This is a genomic window from Nonomuraea aurantiaca (assembly GCF_020215705.1).
Taxonomy (GTDB): Bacteria; Actinomycetota; Actinomycetes; order Streptosporangiales; family Streptosporangiaceae; genus Nonomuraea; species Nonomuraea aurantiaca.
Genome location: NZ_JAIWNB010000040.1, coordinates 20862 through 39013, shown reverse-complemented (window position 1 = coordinate 39013; position 18152 = coordinate 20862). Strand labels below are relative to the sequence as shown.

At 69.7% G+C, this 18152-nt stretch carries 22 protein-coding genes; 10 read left to right on the top strand and 12 right to left on the bottom strand.

Annotated features, from left to right (window positions below; genetic code table 11):
• Nucleotides 1-7 precede the first annotated feature (7 nt).
• Both LDL49_RS50370 and LDL49_RS50365 read left to right on the top strand, forming a co-directional pair.
• Complete coding sequence (locus tag LDL49_RS50370) at nucleotides 8-601, top strand: TetR/AcrR family transcriptional regulator (protein ID WP_225302084.1); 594 nt, start codon at nucleotides 8-10, stop codon at nucleotides 599-601.
• A 290-nt stretch (nucleotides 602-891) separates the two neighbouring features.
• Nucleotides 892-1494, top strand: a complete 603-nt coding sequence (locus LDL49_RS50365; RefSeq protein WP_263656550.1) for a class I SAM-dependent methyltransferase — start codon at nucleotides 892-894, stop codon at nucleotides 1492-1494.
• A gap of 16 nt (nucleotides 1495-1510) precedes the next feature.
• On the opposite strand, the gene LDL49_RS50360 is transcribed toward LDL49_RS50365, so the two are convergent.
• From LDL49_RS50360 to LDL49_RS50350, 3 genes are all read right to left on the bottom strand, one after another.
• Nucleotides 1511-2695 carry an MFS transporter gene (locus LDL49_RS50360; RefSeq protein ID WP_225302082.1) on the bottom strand — a complete coding sequence of 395 codons (1185 nt, stop codon included), beginning with the start codon at nucleotides 2693-2695 and terminating at the stop codon, nucleotides 1511-1513.
• Nucleotides 2696-2750: 55 nt separating this feature from the next.
• The gene (locus LDL49_RS50355) at nucleotides 2751-3005 is read right to left on the bottom strand and encodes an ArsR/SmtB family transcription factor (RefSeq protein ID WP_225302081.1); all 255 of its coding nucleotides are present in this window, start codon (nucleotides 3003-3005) and stop codon (nucleotides 2751-2753) included.
• Nucleotides 3006-3621: 616 nt separating this feature from the next.
• Nucleotides 3622-4329, bottom strand: coding sequence for an alpha/beta hydrolase (locus LDL49_RS50350; protein ID WP_225302080.1), 708 nt, complete (start codon nucleotides 4327-4329; stop codon nucleotides 3622-3624).
• Nucleotides 4330-4624: 295 nt separating this feature from the next.
• Between LDL49_RS50350 and LDL49_RS50345 the strand changes: the two genes are divergently transcribed.
• Both LDL49_RS50345 and LDL49_RS50340 read left to right on the top strand, forming a co-directional pair.
• Nucleotides 4625-4927: a LysR substrate-binding domain-containing protein gene (locus tag LDL49_RS50345; protein ID WP_308016293.1), complete on the top strand. Its 303-nt coding sequence runs from the start codon at nucleotides 4625-4627 to the stop codon at nucleotides 4925-4927.
• A 58-nt stretch (nucleotides 4928-4985) separates the two neighbouring features.
• Nucleotides 4986-5987, top strand: a complete 1002-nt coding sequence (locus tag LDL49_RS50340; protein ID WP_225302079.1) for a GlxA family transcriptional regulator — start codon at nucleotides 4986-4988, stop codon at nucleotides 5985-5987.
• On the opposite strand, the gene LDL49_RS50335 is transcribed toward LDL49_RS50340, so the two are convergent.
• From LDL49_RS50335 to LDL49_RS50320, 4 genes are all read right to left on the bottom strand, one after another.
• Nucleotides 5977-6288, bottom strand: coding sequence for a putative type II toxin-antitoxin system PemK/MazF family toxin (locus LDL49_RS50335; RefSeq protein WP_225302078.1), 312 nt, complete (start codon nucleotides 6286-6288; stop codon nucleotides 5977-5979). The genes LDL49_RS50340 and LDL49_RS50335 overlap by 11 nt on opposite strands.
• Entirely contained in the window at nucleotides 6285-6536 is a 252-nt protein-coding gene (locus LDL49_RS50330) for a hypothetical protein (RefSeq protein WP_225302077.1), read from the bottom strand. The genes LDL49_RS50335 and LDL49_RS50330 overlap by 4 nt, the downstream gene beginning before the upstream one ends.
• Before the next feature lie 76 nt (nucleotides 6537-6612).
• Nucleotides 6613-7311, bottom strand: coding sequence for a class I SAM-dependent methyltransferase (locus LDL49_RS50325; protein WP_225302076.1), 699 nt, complete (start codon nucleotides 7309-7311; stop codon nucleotides 6613-6615).
• A gap of 32 nt (nucleotides 7312-7343) precedes the next feature.
• Entirely contained in the window at nucleotides 7344-7913 is a 570-nt protein-coding gene (locus LDL49_RS50320) for a TetR/AcrR family transcriptional regulator (RefSeq protein WP_225302075.1), read from the bottom strand.
• A gap of 78 nt (nucleotides 7914-7991) precedes the next feature.
• Between LDL49_RS50320 and LDL49_RS50315 the strand changes: the two genes are divergently transcribed.
• Entirely contained in the window at nucleotides 7992-8495 is a 504-nt protein-coding gene (locus tag LDL49_RS50315; RefSeq protein ID WP_225302074.1) for an FBP domain-containing protein, read from the top strand.
• 25 nt (nucleotides 8496-8520) lie between these two features.
• Here LDL49_RS50315 and LDL49_RS50310 read toward each other — a convergent pair whose 3' ends face one another.
• From LDL49_RS50310 to LDL49_RS50295, 4 genes are all read right to left on the bottom strand, one after another.
• Nucleotides 8521-9276 carry a GntR family transcriptional regulator gene (locus LDL49_RS50310; RefSeq protein ID WP_225302073.1) on the bottom strand — a complete coding sequence of 252 codons (756 nt, stop codon included), beginning with the start codon at nucleotides 9274-9276 and terminating at the stop codon, nucleotides 8521-8523.
• 9 nt (nucleotides 9277-9285) lie between these two features.
• Nucleotides 9286-10116 (bottom strand): tryptophan synthase subunit alpha, encoded by an 831-nt coding sequence (trpA, locus tag LDL49_RS50305; RefSeq protein WP_225302072.1) that lies wholly within the window; start codon nucleotides 10114-10116, stop codon nucleotides 9286-9288.
• Nucleotides 10113-11318 (bottom strand): tryptophan synthase subunit beta, encoded by a 1206-nt coding sequence (gene trpB, locus LDL49_RS50300; protein WP_225302071.1) that lies wholly within the window; start codon nucleotides 11316-11318, stop codon nucleotides 10113-10115. Before trpB ends, trpA begins: the two co-directional genes overlap by 4 nt.
• 112 nt (nucleotides 11319-11430) lie before the next feature.
• A complete protein-coding gene (locus tag LDL49_RS50295; protein ID WP_225302070.1) occupies nucleotides 11431-12576 on the bottom strand; it encodes an ROK family protein in 1146 nt (381 codons plus the stop codon).
• 130 nt (nucleotides 12577-12706) lie between these two features.
• On the opposite strand from LDL49_RS50295, the gene LDL49_RS50290 reads away from it, so the two are divergent.
• The 4 genes from LDL49_RS50290 to LDL49_RS50275 are packed head-to-tail and all read left to right on the top strand — an operon-like array spanning nucleotide 12707 to nucleotide 17005.
• Entirely contained in the window at nucleotides 12707-13948 is a 1242-nt protein-coding gene (locus tag LDL49_RS50290; protein ID WP_225302069.1) for an ABC transporter substrate-binding protein, read from the top strand.
• Nucleotides 13949-13956: 8 nt separating this feature from the next.
• Complete coding sequence (locus LDL49_RS50285) at nucleotides 13957-14886, top strand: carbohydrate ABC transporter permease (RefSeq protein ID WP_225302068.1); 930 nt, start codon at nucleotides 13957-13959, stop codon at nucleotides 14884-14886.
• The gene (locus LDL49_RS50280; RefSeq protein ID WP_225302067.1) at nucleotides 14879-15718 is read left to right on the top strand and encodes a carbohydrate ABC transporter permease; all 840 of its coding nucleotides are present in this window, start codon (nucleotides 14879-14881) and stop codon (nucleotides 15716-15718) included. The genes LDL49_RS50285 and LDL49_RS50280 overlap by 8 nt, the downstream gene beginning before the upstream one ends.
• Nucleotides 15719-15739: 21 nt before the next feature.
• Nucleotides 15740-17005, top strand: a complete 1266-nt coding sequence (locus tag LDL49_RS50275) for an alpha-L-fucosidase (protein ID WP_225302066.1) — start codon at nucleotides 15740-15742, stop codon at nucleotides 17003-17005.
• Nucleotides 17006-17101: 96 nt separating this feature from the next.
• On the opposite strand, the gene LDL49_RS58860 is transcribed toward LDL49_RS50275, so the two are convergent.
• Nucleotides 17102-17230, bottom strand: coding sequence for an aromatic-ring hydroxylase C-terminal domain-containing protein (locus LDL49_RS58860; RefSeq protein WP_308016291.1), 129 nt, complete (start codon nucleotides 17228-17230; stop codon nucleotides 17102-17104).
• A 3-nt stretch (nucleotides 17231-17233) separates the two neighbouring features.
• Here LDL49_RS58860 and LDL49_RS50270 point away from each other — a divergent pair, with 3 nt between their 5' ends.
• Nucleotides 17234-17872, top strand: coding sequence for a TetR/AcrR family transcriptional regulator (locus tag LDL49_RS50270; protein ID WP_225302065.1), 639 nt, complete (start codon nucleotides 17234-17236; stop codon nucleotides 17870-17872).
• Nucleotides 17873-18152 lie beyond the last annotated feature (280 nt).

The window sequence follows — 18152 nt, the reverse complement described above, 5'->3', positions numbered from 1 at the left end:
TGTTCTCATGGCCCGCTGGCAACCCAACGCATCGGAGCGACTCGTTGCCGCCGCCCTTGAACTGTTCGAGGAGCGGGGCTACGAGCACACGACGGTGATCGAGATCGCGGAGCGCGCCGGGCTGACGAAGAGCACCTTCTTCCGGCACTTCCCGGACAAGCGGGAAGTGCTCTTCGGCGGCGACACGATGGCCGGACTGCTCGCCAAGGGGATCGCCGCGGCGCCGGCGACCGCCACGCCGTTCGAAGCGGTGGCTCACGCCATGGACGCGGTCAGCAGGGAGGCCTTCACACCCGCTCGCCGCGAATTCGGCGCCCGCAGACGGGCAGTGATCGCCGCCCACCCGGAACTGCGGGAACGCGAGGCGCTGAAGGGCCTCGGTCTCACCGCATCGATGACCGAGGCGCTCAAGCGGCGCGGCGTTCCCGATCTGGCCGCGTGCGTGGCCGCGGAACTGGGCGCGCTCGCCCTGAAGATCGCCTACGAGTGCTGGAGCGACACGACCGATGGCGACGACTTCGGCGAAGTCGCGCGGCGAACACTCGGCGATCTGCAGGCGGCGAGTCAGACTCTGGGTCTCAGCGGCAGGTCGGCGCCCTGAAGTACGGCGCCGGGTCGGTAGGTCAGCGCTCCAGCATCCGCGGGCCGGCCTCGGTGTGGGTGTCGCCGGCGGCCGGGGGCAGGCTGCTGAGCGCCGCGAACCGCTCATCCGACAGCTGGATGCTACAGGTCGATGTAGTCGGTGCCCAGCCGCTTCAGCGCCCCCTCGACCGAGGCGCGGATGTTGGCCGGGCTGCCGTCCAGGTTCCAGGGGGCCGCGCCGGCGTGTGCGATCAGGCCGAACTCCCGGCCAAGCGAGAAGGGTCATCACGCTGCTGGCAAAATGATCAAATGCCAGTTGAGAACCGCAGGCGATGGAACCACAACATTCATTACCATCCGCGCATCCTCCACGCGGTCCCCGATGGCGCCCGGCGCGCTCTCGACGTCGGCTGCGGCGAAGGCATGCTCGCCCGCGAACTGCGTCGGACCGTGCCGCAGGTCATCGGTATAGATCTCGACCCGCCCAGCATCGACCAAGCCCGTGAGCAGTCGGACGACGTCGACTACATCCTCGGCGACTTCCTCACCCACCCGTTCGAGCCCGCCTCGTTCGATGTCGTCGCGTCGGTGGCCACCCTGCATCACATGGACGCCGCCAGTGGGCTGGCCCGGATGCGCGATCTGCTGCGCCCCGGTGGCGTTTTGGCCGTCGTCGGCCTCGCCCGCAGCACCATGCCCAAGGACCTGCCGCGCGCCCTCGCCGGCGTCGCGGCCGGCACCTTCCACCGCGCCAGGAAGGGCCTCTGGAGGCATTCGTCCCCTACCGTGTGGCCGCCGCCGGTGACGTATCCGCAGATGCGGGCGTTGGCCGCGGAGATCCTGCCCGGCTCCCAGTTTCGCCGCCACCTCCTGCTGCGTTACAGCATCGTCTGGCGCAAGCCGCAGGGCTGAGCAGGGACCGGGCCCCCTACGGCCTTTCCCGCCGCGCGACGGCGGGCATCAGGGTGAAGGCGAACACCAAGCACAGGATGCCCGTCGCGGCACAGGCCCACCACAGCATCCCCGCCTGGAACAGCACGGCGCCGACGGCCGGCCCGGCGAAGCGGGCGATGGCGGTGGTCCAGCCGTACAGGGCCTGGTAGGTGCCGTGGGCGCCGTCCGGGGTGAGGTCGGCGATCAGCGCCGCCTCGAAGCCCGCCATGCCGATCTCGCCGATCGACCACAGCACCACCGTGAGCACGTAGTGCCAGGGCTGGCTCGCCATCCCGGTCAGGGCCAGGCCGAGGCCCACCACGGTCATGGAGACGCCGAGGACCGGCAGCCGGGGCAGGCGTGACAGCCAGGAGATGAACAGCGGCTGGAAGATCACGACGATCGCGCCGTTGACGGTGATGAGCAGCCCGTACAGGGAGGCCGGGAGCCCGTCGGCGGCCAGGGCCAGGGGCAGCGCGTACGAGGCCTGCGCGTACAGGATCAGGCCGAGCAGCAGGAAGGCCAGCGCGGCCAGCAGCACCCGGTCACGTGCCGCGATCGCGTAGCCGTTGCGCGCGGGTCTGGCGGCGGCCCTGTCGTGACCGCGGGGGATGCCTACGGCCACGATCACGGCGAAGGCGACGCTGGTGGTCACGTCCAGGATGACCAGGAGCCAGAAGCCGTGGGCGAGCAGGAGCCCGGCGACGGCCCCGGCCGCGGCGGTGCCCACGTTGACCGCCCAGTGCATGAGCCCGAAGGCTTTCGCGCGCAGGTGCGGCGGGGTGGTCTCGGCGACCAGCGCCGAGGCGGCCGGCCGGTAGACGTCGCCCGCCAGCCCCATGGCCAGGGCCGCGGTCATCAGCCAGGTCAGGCTGCCGGCCGCCGCGATGAGGATCAGGCAGGCCGCGGTGGCGAGCAGCCCGCCGATGAGGGTGACGCGGCGGCCGAACCGGTCGGCCAGGTAGCCGCCCAGCGGCTGCCCGCCCAGGCCGCCCAGCCCGTACGCGGAGATGACGGCGGCGATCTGCGCGGCCGCGTACCCCCGCCCGGTCAGGTAGAACACGAGGAACGGCAGCACGACCCCGCCGAACCTGTTGACCAGCTGGCCGGAGAACAGCAGCCAGAACACCTTGGGCAGCCCCTGGAACACGGGGGTCGGGGCGGGAGCCGTGATCGTCATGAGTGCATGGTGCGGGCGCCCCCTGTGCGGGGCGACACATTCGGCCTGCGCCGAATCAGTCGTCCAGCAGGGCCTGGGCGCGCGGGGTTCGGACGTACAGCATGGCCCTGCCGACGCGGTGCTTGGTGACCAGGCCCGCGGACAGCAGCAGGGTGAGCTGCTCGGAGACGTTGGCGGGGGACAGCCCGGTGCGCCGGGACAGGTCCGTGGTGGAGGCGGGAGTGTCGAGCTCGGCCAGCAGCAGCGCGCGGGAGCGACCGATGACGGCGGCCAGGGCGTCGGGGGAGGGCGCGGTGCCGCGTTCCCACAATGTGGCGACGGCGCGTACGGGGTAGGTGATGACCGCCTGGCCGGGGGGAGTCGGTGCGGTAGAGCAGTCTGGGCCAGACGAAGATGGAGGGGGCCAGCAGCAGGCCCTCGCCGTTCAGCGTCCGGGACAGCTCCTCCGGACGCTCGTCCAGATAGAGGGTGCGATCTTCCCAGCGGATGGCCGGGTGCAGGTCCGCGAACACGCCGGCGGGGCCGCGTTCGGCGTACTGGCGGGCGCGGTGGAGCAGGTCGCCTTCGAGGAGGTTGCGCATGCGCGGCCAGTGCGGTGCCATGGCGAGCTGCCAGAAGGCCTCGATGGCGTGCGCCAGCCGGTCGAGGCCCTGGGCCGGATCCTGGTACAGCTCCATGGCACAGCCGGTCAGCGAGCCGGGGGCCTCGGCGGCCATGCGGTCGAGGTCCGTACGCCGGGGGCGTACCTGCTTGAACCACGGCAGATGCAGGGGACGTCCGGCGGGGGTGCGCAGCGCTTGGATGCCGGCGGAGACCTCCCTGAGCGGGGAGTACGCGAACCTGATGGAGGTCAGGTCGTAGGCGGAGAACGCCACCGTGAGCATGCCAGAGACCCGTTGGATTCGGCTACGGCCGAATGTACCTCTTCACTCCTCGATCCACGAGGCAGGCGCGGTGGCCGCGTAGCCCTCCAGCATGTCCGCCACCTCTTTGGGGCGGCTGAGCGCGACGCAGTGGCTGCCCGCGATCTCGTCGGGGACGATGCCCAGACGGTCGGGCACCAGCCGGCGAAAGAAGTCGGGCGGGAAGCAACGGTCCTCGGTGCAGAGCACGAACCTCGTCGGCACGTTCGGCCACGCCTCCAACGGCCATGGAGCGGCCATCGCGGTGCTCGACGGATGCGCGCGCTCCTTGCTCATCGCCTCCGCGGCCAGCTCCCGCGGTACATCGTGGTAGAAGCTCACGTAGGGATCGGCGTTGCCGGTCAAGCCGCCATCGCGCTCGGCCTGCTCCGCCACCGCGCTCTGGTAGCCGGTGTTGGCCCACCACTCCTCCGGCGGCTCACCCGGGGACGAGACCATCCCGGCCAGCAGGATCAGCGCATCGACGGGTAGCCGGTCGGCGACCAGGGGTGCGGTGAAGGCACCGAACGAGTGGCCCACGACGACCAGGTTCTGCTTCCCTCCGACGGCCTCGACCACGGCGTCGGCGTAGTCCGTCAGGGTCTTCGACTCGTCGTCGCCCGGAAGGTCGGGAGCCACCACGTCGTGCCCACGAGCTCGTAGCTCGGCTTCCACCAGGTGCCAGTACCAGCCGACGTCTCCTCCGCCGTGGATCAACACGAAGGTGCTCATCGCGTACTCCCTGAGTTTCTCGTCGCTGTCATGTCAGCAACGTTAAGAGCCGATGCGCCATCGTGAAAAGCGATAATTTATGGTCAATTCGATCGCTAACAACGATGTATCGGGCTTACGCACGACCGACGTCGACCTGCGGCACCTGGCCGCGTTGGCCGCCGCCGCTGGCGAAGGCGGCGGCGTTGGCCCGAGGCGGTGGACCGGTTCCAGGCCGGCGACGGCCGGATCGACATCGGCACCTTTCAGAGCACCTCCGCGGTGATCTTGCCGGCCATCGTACGCCGGCTGCGCGATCCGGCTGTCGGAGGAAGAGCCGGAGGCGCCCCAGATCGGCGACCTCGACCTGCTGTTCTACGACCGTCCCCTCGACGGCGACGTCGAGCACGTCAAGCTGCTCGACGATCCGTACCTGCTGGTGGCCAGGCGCGGCGCCTTCTCCGACGAGCCGGTTCCGCTGAAGCAGCTCGACGGCGCACCGTTGGTGACCTGGCCGTCGACCTGCGACCAGCCCCGGATGGAGGAGGCGCTCACCCGCGCCGGCGCGGCCCCGAAGATCGTCTTCCGCACGGCGGGCAACGAGACCCTGCAGATGTGAGACTCACGCTGCGGCCGTGAGGAGTGGCATGGACGCCGCGTGTCGATAGGATCGTGCCATGGCTGGTCGGATATCCGGCGGTTCGCAGCATGTGGTGGTGCTGGTTCTCCCGAACGTCCTCGCGCTGGACCTCGGGATTCCCCTGCAGGTCTTCGGCGGCTGGCAGGACGGGCCGTACACGCTGACGGTGTGCGGTGAAAGGCCGGGGCTCGTCCAGGTGCACGGCGGTCTAGCGGTATCCGTCGAGTACGGGGTCGACTGTCTGGAGTCCGCCGATACCGTCATCGTCCCCGGTCAGGCCGATCCGGTTCCGCCCTCCGCCGCGGTCCTCGACGCGCTGGCGGCGGCGGCAGCCCGGGGTGCCCGCATGGTGTCCATCTGCACAGGCGCGTTCGTCCTTGCCGCGGCCGGCCTGCTCGACGGACGACGCGCCACCACGCACTGGCAGTACGCGGCCTCGCTGGCCAGCCGATATCCGCAGGTCAAGGTGGAGCCGAAGGTGCTGTACGTCGACGAGGGCGAGGTTCTGACCTCGGCCGGAGTCGCCGCAGGGCTGGATCTGTGCCTGCATCTCATCCGCCAGGACGTCGGAGCCCGCGCGGCGAACCAGCGGGCCCGCATGCTCGTCACCGCCCCTCACCGCGCCGGCGGCCAGGCCCAGTACATCGACCTGCCCGTACGGCCCGGACGTTCCGGAAGCCTGACGCAGCTGTATGAGTGGGCACTGCTCAACCTGCACCAGCCACTCACCGTGGACCAATTGGCGCAGCGGGCCGGTTTGTCCCGGCGGACTCTCATCCGCCGCTTCAACGCCGAGACCGGGCAGCCGCCCATGCGGTGGCTGCTGGAGGCCAGGCTCGGCCAGGCGCGGGAGCTGCTGGGGTTCACCGACCTCACGGTGGAAGGCGTGGCGCGGCGTTGCGGCCTCGGCACCTCGGCCAATTTCCGCGCCCTGTTCAAAGAGCACGTCGGCGTCCCGCCCAGCGTCTATCGCGACACGTTCCACCCCGCCACCGGCAGCGGGCATCGCGCCTCCACCGCGGACCGGGTCATTCCGTGACGGAGAAGATCGTGCCCAGCATGCTGCGCGCGGCGGCGAGCTGGGCCTCGGGCAGGTCGCCCACCTTGCTCTTGAGCCGGGTGGCCGCCACGGTGCTGATGCGGTCGATCATGGCGGCCCGGTCGTCGCCGACGTCGACGACGAAGGCGGTCAGGGCGTGCGCCAGGTCGGCGGCCTCGACGTGCGCGGTGAGCACGTTGTCGTTGTAGAGCGTGTGGTAGAAGTCGCCTGTCACGACAAGCCGGACTTCCTCGCGGTCACCGAGCTGGACGGTCCACAGCTCGCCGAATCGGTGGCTCACGCGGCCTCGCCGCGACGCTCGTCGGCGGCCCGCGCGGTGTCGTCGGCGACGATCCGCTCGTCGGCTTCCTGGTCGGCGCTTTCGCCGTACACCTTGGTGCGGGCGGCCGCGCTGTGGGTGGCGGCGATCTCGCGAAGGGCACCGCGCTCCAAGACGGTGGAAACGCTGAGCCCGTTCGCTTCAGCGTGCTTACGTACCGCCTCCAAGATCCACGGCGCGATGCTGACGGATGTTCTCTCCTTGGCCATGGCCCGTATGCTACGGCCGATGCGTGGAGAGTGCTACCCGTCGTAATACTCGGGCTCATACTCTCCCGGCCGACCCCTAGGAGGGCCGGCGGCGGCCCACGAACACATACTCCCGGCTGTCTTCGGTGAACGGCTCGCGGGCGAACCCCCCGTAGAGCGCCTCCAGTTCAAGACCGGCGACATCCAGCAGCCCGAGCCACTCGTTCTTCGTCGCCCACCAGAAGGAGCTCTTCGCACCGTCGTCGAGGACAAGGTCGACGCGGTTGTCTCCGACCGCGTAACGGACTGTGTGCGGGACGGGCTTCTCTTGCCGCGCGCCGTCGAGCTGGACCGCGATCCGATGGTCGAAGGCGATGGCGTTCCAGGCGAACCGCCCCTGCGGCCGGAGCGAGGCGGCGACCTGTTCAAAGGTACGACGACGGTCGGCCCACGTCGGCAGGTGCTGGAGCGATCGGAACGGGCAGTAGATCAGCGCCGCGGGCTCGTCCAGGGCGAAGTCGCGCATGTCGCACTCGCGCAGGTCGAGTTCCACGCCCGCCTCGGCCGCACGGGTACGGGCCCGCGCGAGCATCGCCGGTGAGACGTCGATCCCGACCACCCGCCGGCCGGTCTCCCGCGCCACCGGGATCGCGACCCGCCCGTCCCCGATCGCCAGCTCGACCACCGGACCGTCCGCCTCGCGTGCCAGATCGACGTAGAAGGCCACGTCGGCCGTCATGTGACCCGACCATTCCTGGTACTGGCTTGCGAATGCTTCGTCCCAGGTTGTCGCCATCGCCCAATGATCGCAGCTCGCGGGGTGGCGGATCAGGCCGGCGGCCAGTTTCGGAGAACGGCGTCGAGGGCGTCCAGCGCTCTGAACCACGAAGCGTCCACGTCGCGTGGATGGCGGCGGAACCCGCCCGCCGTCTCCAGGCTCACATAGCCGTGGAACGTACTGTGCAGCATGCGTACCGCATCCGTCTGGTCGGGCTCCGACAGCGCGTATCCGCGCAGTATCGCGCGCGTCATCTCCGCGTGCGGCCGCCCCGCGCCGGTGTCCACTCGCTCCGAGTCGAGTTCGATCTGCATCGCGGCGTACCTGCCCGGATGCTCTTTCGCGTAGCCCCGGTAGGCGTTCGCGAAGGCCACCAGCGCGTCCTTGCCCGCGCGGCCGGCCAGGGCGGCGGCGGCCCTGTCGGCGAGCTCCGCCAGGGCCAGCAACGCCACCCTGGCCCGCAGGTCCCGCACGTCCTTGACGTGGGAGTACAGGGCCGCCGGTTTGACGTCGAAGCTGCGCGCGAGCGCCGAGACGGTCACGTTCTGAAAGCCGATCTCGTCGGCCAGGTCCGCCGCCGCCTGGGTCAGGCGTTCGGTGGTCAATCCCGCGCGGGCCATGGGCCGCCCTTCTCTCCCGCTAGCTTACAGTCTTTAAGTATTTGCATAATACCTGTAAGAAAGCTAGCCTCCCCGCTCATGAGGCCCATCACCGAACGCGACATCCGTACATCATTCGTGAACTGCTCCAAGGGCGAGACCAAGCGTCTGAACGTCCCCAAAGATCTCGCCGACCACCCCTGGGAGGACCTCGACTTCCTGGGGTGGCGAGATCCGGGTGCGCCCGAACGCGCCTTCCTGATCGCCGAACGCGACGGCCCCCTCGTCGGCATCGCGCTGCGGGTGGCATCCGGCGCGGCGCGCGGCTTCACCTCGCGCAGCATGTGCTCGCTGTGCCTGACCACGCACACCAACGGTGGCGTGGCGCTGATGACCGCGCGCCGAACCGGCGAGGCCGGCCGCCAGGGCAACTCGGTCGGGCACTACCTGTGCACCGACCTGGCCTGCTCCCTCTACACGCGCGGGAAGAAGGAAGCGGCAGGGGGTGGAACCATCGACGAGTCCCTCAGCGTGGGGGAGAAGGTCGCCCGCACCCGGGCGAACTTGTACTCCTTCCTGGACAAGGTGGTCGGACAGAAGTAGCGGCCGAGCTGGACGACACAGGTTCTCAGCTGGTGGCGCCCCAGGTGAGAGACAGGCCGGTGGCGGCGCGTTCGGTGCGGATCTCCATCATGCTGCCGAGGATGGTGGCATGGTCGGACACCACGGGCGTGGCGTCGAGCGTGTAGGTGATCCGGGTGCTGACGAGCACCGGGCTGCCCTGCGGCTCGTGGAGGTGGCGGGCGGCGGCGGGGTCGAGCAGGCCGGGCCGGACCACCTCGGCCGCCCGGGCGACCGTCACTCCCGCGTCGGCGAGGGCCGTGTAGAGGGAGACGGTGGTGAAGTCGCGGTCGCGGATCTGGTCGGCCACCGGCCGGCGGACCCAGGACACCTGGTGTACGGCGGGACGTCCGGCGAACTCGCGGACCCGCTCCAGCCGCAGGGCGGTGTCGCCGGGACGCAGCCGCAGGTCCGCGGCGATCCGGGCGGGGGCCCGGCGCACCGCCCGACCGGTCACCGCGGTGCGCACGTCGTGGCCCTGTTTGCGCAGGTCGTCGACCAGGCTGCGGAGCGAGTCGAGCTGGTACGCCAGGTGGGGCGGGGCGACGAACGTGCCCTTGCCGGGCTGCTGCACGATCAGTCTCTCGTCGCTGAGCTCCCGCAACGCCTGGCGCAGCGTCATGAGGGTCACCCCGTAGGAGGTGCTCAGCTCCCGTTGCGGCGGCAGGGCCGCGCCGGGGGCGTAATGTCCCGACCGGATCTTCGCGGCGAGGTCGGCGGCGATGGCGCGGTATCTCGCCTCGTGCCCGGCGTCGGGGGTCATCGTGGTGCGTCACTCCTGGTCGAGGGCCCGGCGTCGGAAGTCATCGTGGTCGAGGGCCTGCCGCAGGGTCGCGAGGAAGGCCCGCAGGTCGTTCGGCCCAGCCCCGTCGAGCACCCGCCGCATGACCGCGGCGCCGACCACCACGCCGTCGGCGTGCCGGCGGGCTTCGCGTGCCTGGTCCGGGGTGGAAATGCCAAATCCTAGCAAGACCGGCCGGTCGGTGACGCGCCTGATCCGTTCGGTGAGCTCCGCCGCCGAAGCGGCGAGGGCGGCCCGCTCGCCGGTGGTGCCCATCAGCGACACCGCGTAGACGAATCCGCGGCTGCGGCCCCCGATCTCCGCCAGTCGCGGCTGCGGCGTCGCCGGCGAGGCGAGCAGCACCAGCTCGATCCCGGTGGCGGCAGCCACGTCCGTCAGCTCGTCCGCCTCGTGCACCGGCAGGTCGGGCACGATCAGGCCGCCGACGCCGGCCCGGCGCAGCGCGTCGCAGAACGTGTCGGGGCCGTCGTGCAGCACGACGTTGTAGTAGGTGCTGACGACCAGCGGCACCCCCAGGTCCGGCAGGCCGGACAGGTCGGCGAGGATCCGGCGGGTGCTCGCCCCCCTGGCCAATGCCATGTCGCCGGCCTGCTGGATGGTGACGCCGTCCAGCGTGGGGTCGGAGAAGGGCAGGCCCACCTCGATCGCGTCCGCCCCGGCTTCGGCGAACGCCCGCAGGTAGTCCGTCCAGCCGGGCGTGATCCCGCCGGTGACGTACGGCATGAGCAGGCCGCGGCCGGTGTCCCGGCGGGCACGCAGGTGGCGTTCGACCGCGCCCGCGGCCAGGATTGGGCTCGTCACAGCAGCTCCTTCAGGGTTGAGACATCCTTGTCGCCCCGGCCGGACAGCGTCATCAGCACCGTCGATCCGGCGGCCAGTTCGCCGCTGCCCGCCGCGCGGATCACCCAGGCGAGGGCGTGCGCCGATTCGAGCGCCGGGACGATGCCTTCGGTACGCGCCAGCCGTAGCGCCGCGGCGACCGCCTCGTCGTCGGTCACCGTGACATAGCGGGCCCGGCCCAGGTCGCGCAGGTGGGCGTGCTCCGGGCCGACTCCCGGGTAGTCGAGCCCGGCGGCGATGGAGTGCGCCTGGGCGATCTGCCCGTCGTCATCTTGCAGGAACAGCGAGCGGCAGCCGTGCAGGACGCCGAGCCGGCCGCGGGCCGCCCCGGCGCCGCCCTCCGCCTCGACACCGACCAGGCGCGCCGGGGTGTCGGCGAATCCGGCGAACGTGCCTGCCGCGTTGGAGCCGCCGCCGACGCACGCGACCACGTGGTCCGGCACGCCGGTCCGCAGCTCGGCGGCGCACTGCCCGCGCGCCTCGTCGCCGATGACCCGCTGGAACTCCCTGACCATCCATGGGTACGGATCCGGCCCGACGACCGAGCCGACGCAGTAGTGGGAGTCGCCGGTCGCGCCCACCCAGTGCCGCATGGCCTCGCTGGTCGCGTCCTTGAGGGTACGGCTGCCCATGGTCACCGGGACCACCTCGGCGCCCAGCATGCGCATCCGGAAGACGTTCAGCGCCTGCCGCTCGATGTCGCGCTCGCCCATGAACACCGTGGCCTCCAGCCCGAGCAGCGCGGCGGCGGTCGCGGTGGCCACGCCGTGCTGGCCCGCTCCCGTCTCGGCGATCAGCCTGCGCCGTCCCATCCGGGTGGCCAGCAGGGCCTGGCCCAGCACGTTGTTGATCTTGTGGGATCCGGTGTGGGTGAGATCCTCGCGCTTGAGGTACAGCCGTACGCCCAGCGCCTCCGACAGCCGGCCGGCCGGTGTGAGCGGGGTCGGCCGCCCGGCGTGCACGGCGAGCAGCCGCGCCAGGGCGCCGCGGAATCCCGGGTCCGCCCAGGCCCCCCGGAACGCCTCCTCCACCTCGCGGCACGCCTCCACCAGGGACTCCGGCGCGTACCGTCCGCCGTAGTCGCCGAACCGGCCCCGCGCTCGGGGCTCGCCCATCGTCGCGTCCAGCGGGACCGGCTCACGCCACGGCATCACGTCTCGCATGCCATTCTCCGATCGTTCTATAACTCTCTAATGAGTTCTATAACAGTGAGTGTGGCATGGGAGGGCGTGGACGCGCCACTACCGGCGCTGGGGGGCATGCGCTCGGCACCGGTCAGATGAAGAGCGTTTCCGGCGCGGCGAGCGCCAGGCCGGCGGCGCCGAGCGCGTGCTGGGCGTCGCTCCAGGGCCGGACGATCACTTGGACGCGGTAGGCCGCGGTGACCCGGCTGGCCCGCATCACGACGGAGAACCCGGGCTCCAGACCCGGCCAGAGAACGTGGTTCTCGCCGATGACCGCGATGGTGGGCGTGCCGAGCAGGTTGACGACGCCGGCGACGGCCCGCCCGAGCATGGCGCCGACCTTGGCGAGCACCCGCGCCAGCGACCGTTCACCGGAGACCCACCGCGAGCGGAGCTCCTCGATGGTGGTGGACGCCTCGGCGAGGCCCTCGCGACGGGCGGCGCGCAGGATCCCGTCGTCGCTGGTGAACGTCTCCAGACAGCCCCGGGCGCCACAGGCGCAGCGCGGGCCGGTGGCGGCGACCGGCGTGTGGCCGAACTCGCCGGACAGCCCACCCGGGCCGCGGTGCACCCGCCGCCGCAGGACCGCGCCGACCCCCACGCCGTCGCCGATGCCGAGCACCAGGAAGTCGTCGTGCTCGAGTCCCGCCCGGTACAGGAGTTCGGCGGTGGTGCTGGCCGTGAGGTCGTTGTCGACGAGCACTGGGATCGGCAGCTCGGCGCGCAGCCGTTCACCAAGAGGAAGGTTGCTCCATCCAAAGCGGGGACAGAACCGGATATAGCCCGCGTCAACGGAAGCCGGCACGGCCACACCCACGGCCTTGAGCCGGGGGCCCATGACGGGGTCGGCCAGCCGCTGGTCGATGACGCTGAGTAGCTGGGGGAGCGGGTCTGCGTGACAGTCGAAGGACGATACATCGGATGTGATCAGCCGTCCATCCAGCCCCGCGACCACGGTGACGAGGTGGTCGGACGCGACGCGCACACCCATGGTCGCGGCGGCTTCCGGCACGACCTGCAGGGGGATGCGCGGCCGGCCGACCACCCCGGCCTGTGGACTGAGAGTCCGCAGATAACCGCAGGCCAGCAGGCGTCGCGTGTGTTCGTGAACGGTCGCGTCGCCGAGCTTGAGCCGGGCCGCGATCTGACGGCGGTCCAGGGCGCCCGCAGTGCCGAGAAGCGCCAGGATCTCGACGCGGGTCAGATCGCCACGACCGGCTGTTCGGCGAGCAGTCATCGGATATTTCCTATCACGAGCTCATTGACATTACGGATTGCTACGCCCTAGTTTCGGATCAATTAACTCGGCCCCGAGCTTATTGAGTGGAGCTGCGATGGGCAGGCAGATGTATAGCGGTCGGAGATCGTTGGCGGTCGCGACAGCGGTGGTCATCGCGGGGGGACTAGCGGCCGGTTGCGGGGGCGACGGCCAGGAATCGGCGGGAGGCAAAAAGGCCGGCAACGGCGCGGTCACGCTCACCTGGGGGATGTGGGCGTCCGGAACGGAAGACCGAAACGCCTGGCAGAAGGTGGCCGACCAGGTCACCCAGAAGTACCCCAACATCAAGATCACGCTCGAGACCTCGCCGTTCAAGGATTACTTCACCAAACTCGGCACCCGCCTTGCCGGTGGCAGCGCTCCGTGCGTCGTCTCCATGCAGAGCCTGCGCACGGGCGGCTACGTCAGCGGCATGCGTCCCTTGGATGACCTGATCAAGAAGAACGGCCTGGACACCGCCGACTTCGACTCTTCGATCATGGCCGGGCTGGCCTCGGGCGGCAAGCAGTACGCGCTGCCGTACGATGTCGGCTCGCTGATCATCACCTACAACAAGGACATGTTCAAGGCGGCCGGCGTGCCGGAGCCGAAGGTCGGCTGGAGCGTGGCGGACTTCGAGTCGGCGGCCAAGAAGCTGACCACCGGCGGCAAGTACGGCTTCGTGGGCTACCCCTCGGCCCTGGGGATGTTCTCGATGATCCTGTCAAAGACGGGCAACGCGGAGCCGATGGACGCCTCCGGCAAGCTCACCCTCACCACTGAGCAGATGAAGGCCGGCTTCCAGTGGTACGCGGACCTGACCGCCAAGCAGGGGGTCTCGCCCAAGATACCCGGCGTGGACAACAACTTCACCGAGACCCAGTTCCTCAACGGCAACGCGGCGATGTCGGTGAACGGGCCCTGGTCCGTTCTGGAGCTCAAGGCCAAGGCCAAGTTCGGTGTGGGCCTGGCCACCATCCCCGCCGGTCCGGACGGGACCAAGAGCTACACGGCCGGGTCGGGCTTCGGCATCTCCCAGTCCTGCCCGTACCCTGACGAGGCTTTCAAGGCGGTCAGCACGATGACCAGCGCCGAGGTGCTCGGGCAGCTCGGCGCGGTCGGGCGCGCCTACCCGGCGCGCAAGTCCGTACAGAACAAGTGGTACGAGAACGCCTTCGAGGGCTCCAAGCCGGTCCTCGACGCCGCCAACGCCTCCTCGAAGCCGTTCCGGACGACCAGCAACTGGGACCCGGTGGAGAAGCTGCTGGCCCAGTACGGCATCCAGGCCTTCAACGGGCAGACCACGGCGGCGGACGCACTCGACCAGGTGCAGCAGCAGTCACCGGCGTAAGGAGCAACGTGTCCGACGACGCCATAGGCCGTCCGGCGGCGGTCGCGGGCAGACGGCGCCCCAGCCGTCTGCGCCGCGACGGAAGGGCCGCCGCCTTCTTCGCGGCGCCCAGCATGATCGGGTTGACGCTCTTCACCCTCTTCCCGATCGTGCTGTCCCTGGTGATGGCCTTCTTCCAATGGCCCGCGGTGGGCGAGCGGACCTTCGCCGGGGTGGAGAACTTCACGACGCTGTTCACCGATCCCGTCTTCCGGCGGGCGCTGTTGAACACCCTGCTGTTCGTGGTGCTCTACCTGCCGCTCAACCTCGTCGTGTCGGTGGGCCTGGCCGTGTGGATGGGCCCGCGCATCAAGGGCCGCAAGGCGCTGCGGGTGGTGTTCTTCCTGCCCGTGGTCACGCCGATGGTGGCCAACGCGATCGTCTGGCGGATGATCTACCAGCCGAACGGGCTGATCGACGGCTCGCTGTACGCCGCCACCGGCACGCACGCGCCGAACTTCCTCGGTGAGCCGGGCTGGGCCATGTTCGCCGTCGTCGCGATGAGCGTGTGGCAAGGGTTCGGCTACAACATGCTGGTCTTCTCGGCCGCGCTGGACGCCATCCCGCGGCACCTGCTGGAGGCGGCGCAGATCGACGGGGCGGGACCGTGGCGGCAGTTCTTCCGCATCATGCTGCCGATGATCTCCCCGGCGCTGTTCTTCGCCTCGACCATGACGCTCATCACGTCGTTCCAGGTCTTCACCCAGCCGTTCCTGATGACCGGCGGAGGGCCGGGCATGGACACCGAGACCCTCATGATGTTCGTCTTCGACAAGGGGTTCTCGATCTACCAGTACGGACTCGCGTCCGCCGGAGCCTGGATCCTGTTCGTGCTGATCCTGGGCGTGACCGCGGTGCAGTTCGTCGGCCAGCGCAGATGGGTGACCTACGATGTCTGATCTCGCCGTCCGCCGCGTCCGGCTGGTCATCTCGCACGTCGCGCTCTATCTGGTGGCCGCCGCGTTCCTGACGCCGCTGGTGTACATGCTGGCCACCTCGCTCAAGCCCGCCGACGAGGTGTTCCAGTCGCCGCCGAGCCTGTTCGGCTCGCTGATCCGGTGGGAGAACTACAGCGAGACGTTCGAGTTCCTGCCGTTCGGGAAGTTCGTCCTCAACGGGCTCGCCGTCGCCATCTGCGGCACGATCGTGGTGCTGGTGGCGTCGGCCATGTCGGCGTACGCCTTCTCGCGGCTGCGCTGGCGCGGTCGCGACGGCTTCTTCCTGGTCTTCCTGGCCACGCTGATGATCCCCCAGGAAGTGCTGGTCGTGCCGATGTTCATGCTGATGCGCTGGTTCGGCTGGGTGGACTCTTTTCAGGCGCTGATCTTTCCCTGGGCCTTCACCGCCTTCGGGACGTTCATGCTGCGCCAGTTCTTCCTGACCATCCCCGAGGAGATCTCCGAGGGCGCCCGCATCGACGGCGCGGGATCGGTGCGAGTCTTCACCAGCATCATGCTGCCGCTGATCAGGCCGGCGCTCGCGGTGCTGGCGGTCTTCACGTTCATCAACTACTGGAACAGCTTCATGTGGCCGCTGATCATCATCAACACGGTGGACGAGAAGGCCACCGTCCCGCTGGGCCTGTCGCTCTTCGTCGGTCAGCAGGGCACCCAGTGGAACCTCATCATGGCCGCCTCGGTGATCTCCATGGCGCCGACCGCGGCGCTCCTCATCCTCCTGCAGAAACATCTCATACGCGGGATCGCTACCAGCGGTCTCGGCGGCCGGTGAAATCTCATTGAAAGGAACATCGTGCACCACGCCTGGTTCTCCGAATCCCGCTTCGGCATGTTCGTCCACTGGGGTCTGTACTCCCTGGCCGCCCGCCACGAGTGGGTGAAGAACCGCGAGCAAATGACCGATGAGCACTACCAGCGCTACTTCGACCATTTCGACCCCGACCTGTACGACCCCGCGGAGTGGGCACGGCTGGCCAAGAACGCCGGCATGCGCTACGTCGTCCTCACGACCAAGCACCACGACGGCTTCTGCCTGTGGGACTCCGCGCAGACCGACTACAAGGTGACGCGCACCCCCTGGGGCAAGGACCTGATCGCGCCGTACGTGGAGGCCCTGCGCGCCGAAGGGCTGAAGGTCGGCTTCTACCACTCGCTGATCGACTGGCACCACCCCGAGTTCCCCGTCGACTCCCTGCACCCGCAGCGCGAGGACGAGGCGTTCAAGGCCGCCGCCAAGGACCGCGACATCTCCAAGTACGCCGACTACCTGCACGCCCAGGTACGCGAGCTGCTCACCGGCTACGGACAGATCGACTACCTGTTCTTCGACTTCTCCTACGCGGGCAGAGCGGGCTACTGGGGCGGCAAGGGCGCCGACGACTGGCGCTCACCGGAGTTGCTGGAGATGGTGCGCGAGCTCCAGCCGGGGATCATCGTCAACGACCGGCTCGCCATCCCCGGCGACTTCGTCACCCCCGAGCAGTACCAGCCCGCCGCCCCGATGACCGTCGACGGCAAAGAGGTGCCGTGGGAGGCCTGCCAGACCCTCAACGGCAGCTGGGGATACGACCGGGACAACCTCGACTACAAGACCCCTGACCTGCTCGTACGCATGCTGATCGACAGCGTCGCCAAGGGCGGCAACCTGCTGCTCAACGTCGGCCCCGACGGACGCGGCCAGATCGACCCGCGCGCCCGCCAGAGCCTGGCCGAGATCGGCGACTGGATGCGGCTGAACTCCCGCTCCATCTACGGCTGCGGCCCCAGCGGTTTCACCGCGCCTCCCGACTGCCGCTACACCCAGCGCGGTGACCGGCTCTATCTGCACGTGTTCGGCTGGCCGTTCCGCCACCTGCACCTGCCAGGGCTGGGCGGGCGCGTGAAGTACGCCCAGTTCCTGCACGACGCCTCGGAGATCCGTACGCGCGTCATCGACCCCTCCCAGACGGCCCAGAACACGGCCATCGGCGCCCTGACCCCGGACACCTTGACCCTCGACCTGCCGGTCCAACGTCCTGACGTCGCCGTCCCGGTCATCGAACTGTTCCTCGCCGACTAGCACTTGGCGCTATGGCCGGGGTTCCGTTCGCCGCGCTCTGCTGGAGCGGGCGCGGCCTCGGGAGGGTGTTCCAGCACCCTCCCGAGGGGTGGAGCCTCAGTCCGGGCTGAACCAGCGGGTGAGGGCCGTTTTCAGGCTGTCGGGGTCCGCCCCTGCCCAGGCGACGTAGCCGTCGGGGCGGATGAGCAGTGCGGGTGCCGGGGCGTCGTCGGCCGTTGCGGTCACGCGGTGCACTCGGTCGTACCAGGGCTCGGGACGCAGACAACGGAACGTCGTGCCGACGGCGGCGCGACCCGTCGGCGTGGTGCCGAACTCGAGGACGCGATCCTCGACGCCGCCTGGGACGTACTGGTCGAGCAGGGATATCACGGCTTCACCTACGAGGCGGTCGCCGCCCGCGCCGGCACGAGTCGTCCCGTGCTCTACCGGCGCTGGCCGCAGCGCGAGGACCTGCTGCTGGCCACCCTCACCAAGTACTGGCAGCTGATCGCGGTGCCCGACACGGGCAGCCTCCGTGACGACGCGATCGGCTTCCTGCGCAACGCTGACGCTGACCGCGCAGGCATGATCACGTTGATGAGCGTGCAGCTGGCGGGCTACTTCCGCGAGACCGGTACCAGCCTCGGCGAGCTACGCGAGACCCTCCTCCCGCCGGGCCAGGCGACGGCCTTCGAGACGATCGTCGCCCGCGCGGTCGAACGCGGCGAGCTGCCCGACGTGCCGCGTTCGTCCCGCGTCGTGAATCTGCCGCTGGACCTGTTGCGCCACGACATGTTCATGACGATGCACGCGGTGCCGGACGAGTCGATCGTCGAGATCGTGGACGAGGTATGGCTGCCGCTGCTGGGGATGCCTGGGAGCCCGTAATGCGGCTGTGGTGCGGAGGAGAGCATCGGGTTGTCCGTGTTCCTGGAGGACCTCCGAACCGCGTTGAAGGGCGGGGAATTTCGGCCCCTGCCGGTGAGGGAACGCAAGATCTCCAAGCCGGGCGGATCTGGAAAGGTGCGGCGTCTCGGGGGCGACGTGCATGCGATCCGAGAGCTCGGCGTTGGGCACGACGGTCGCCGGTAGGCAGGCACCGGTTCCGGCAATGGCGACGCGGTGGTTCGCGGGCGCGGCACGTTCACGATTTCGGTTCATGTTTCTC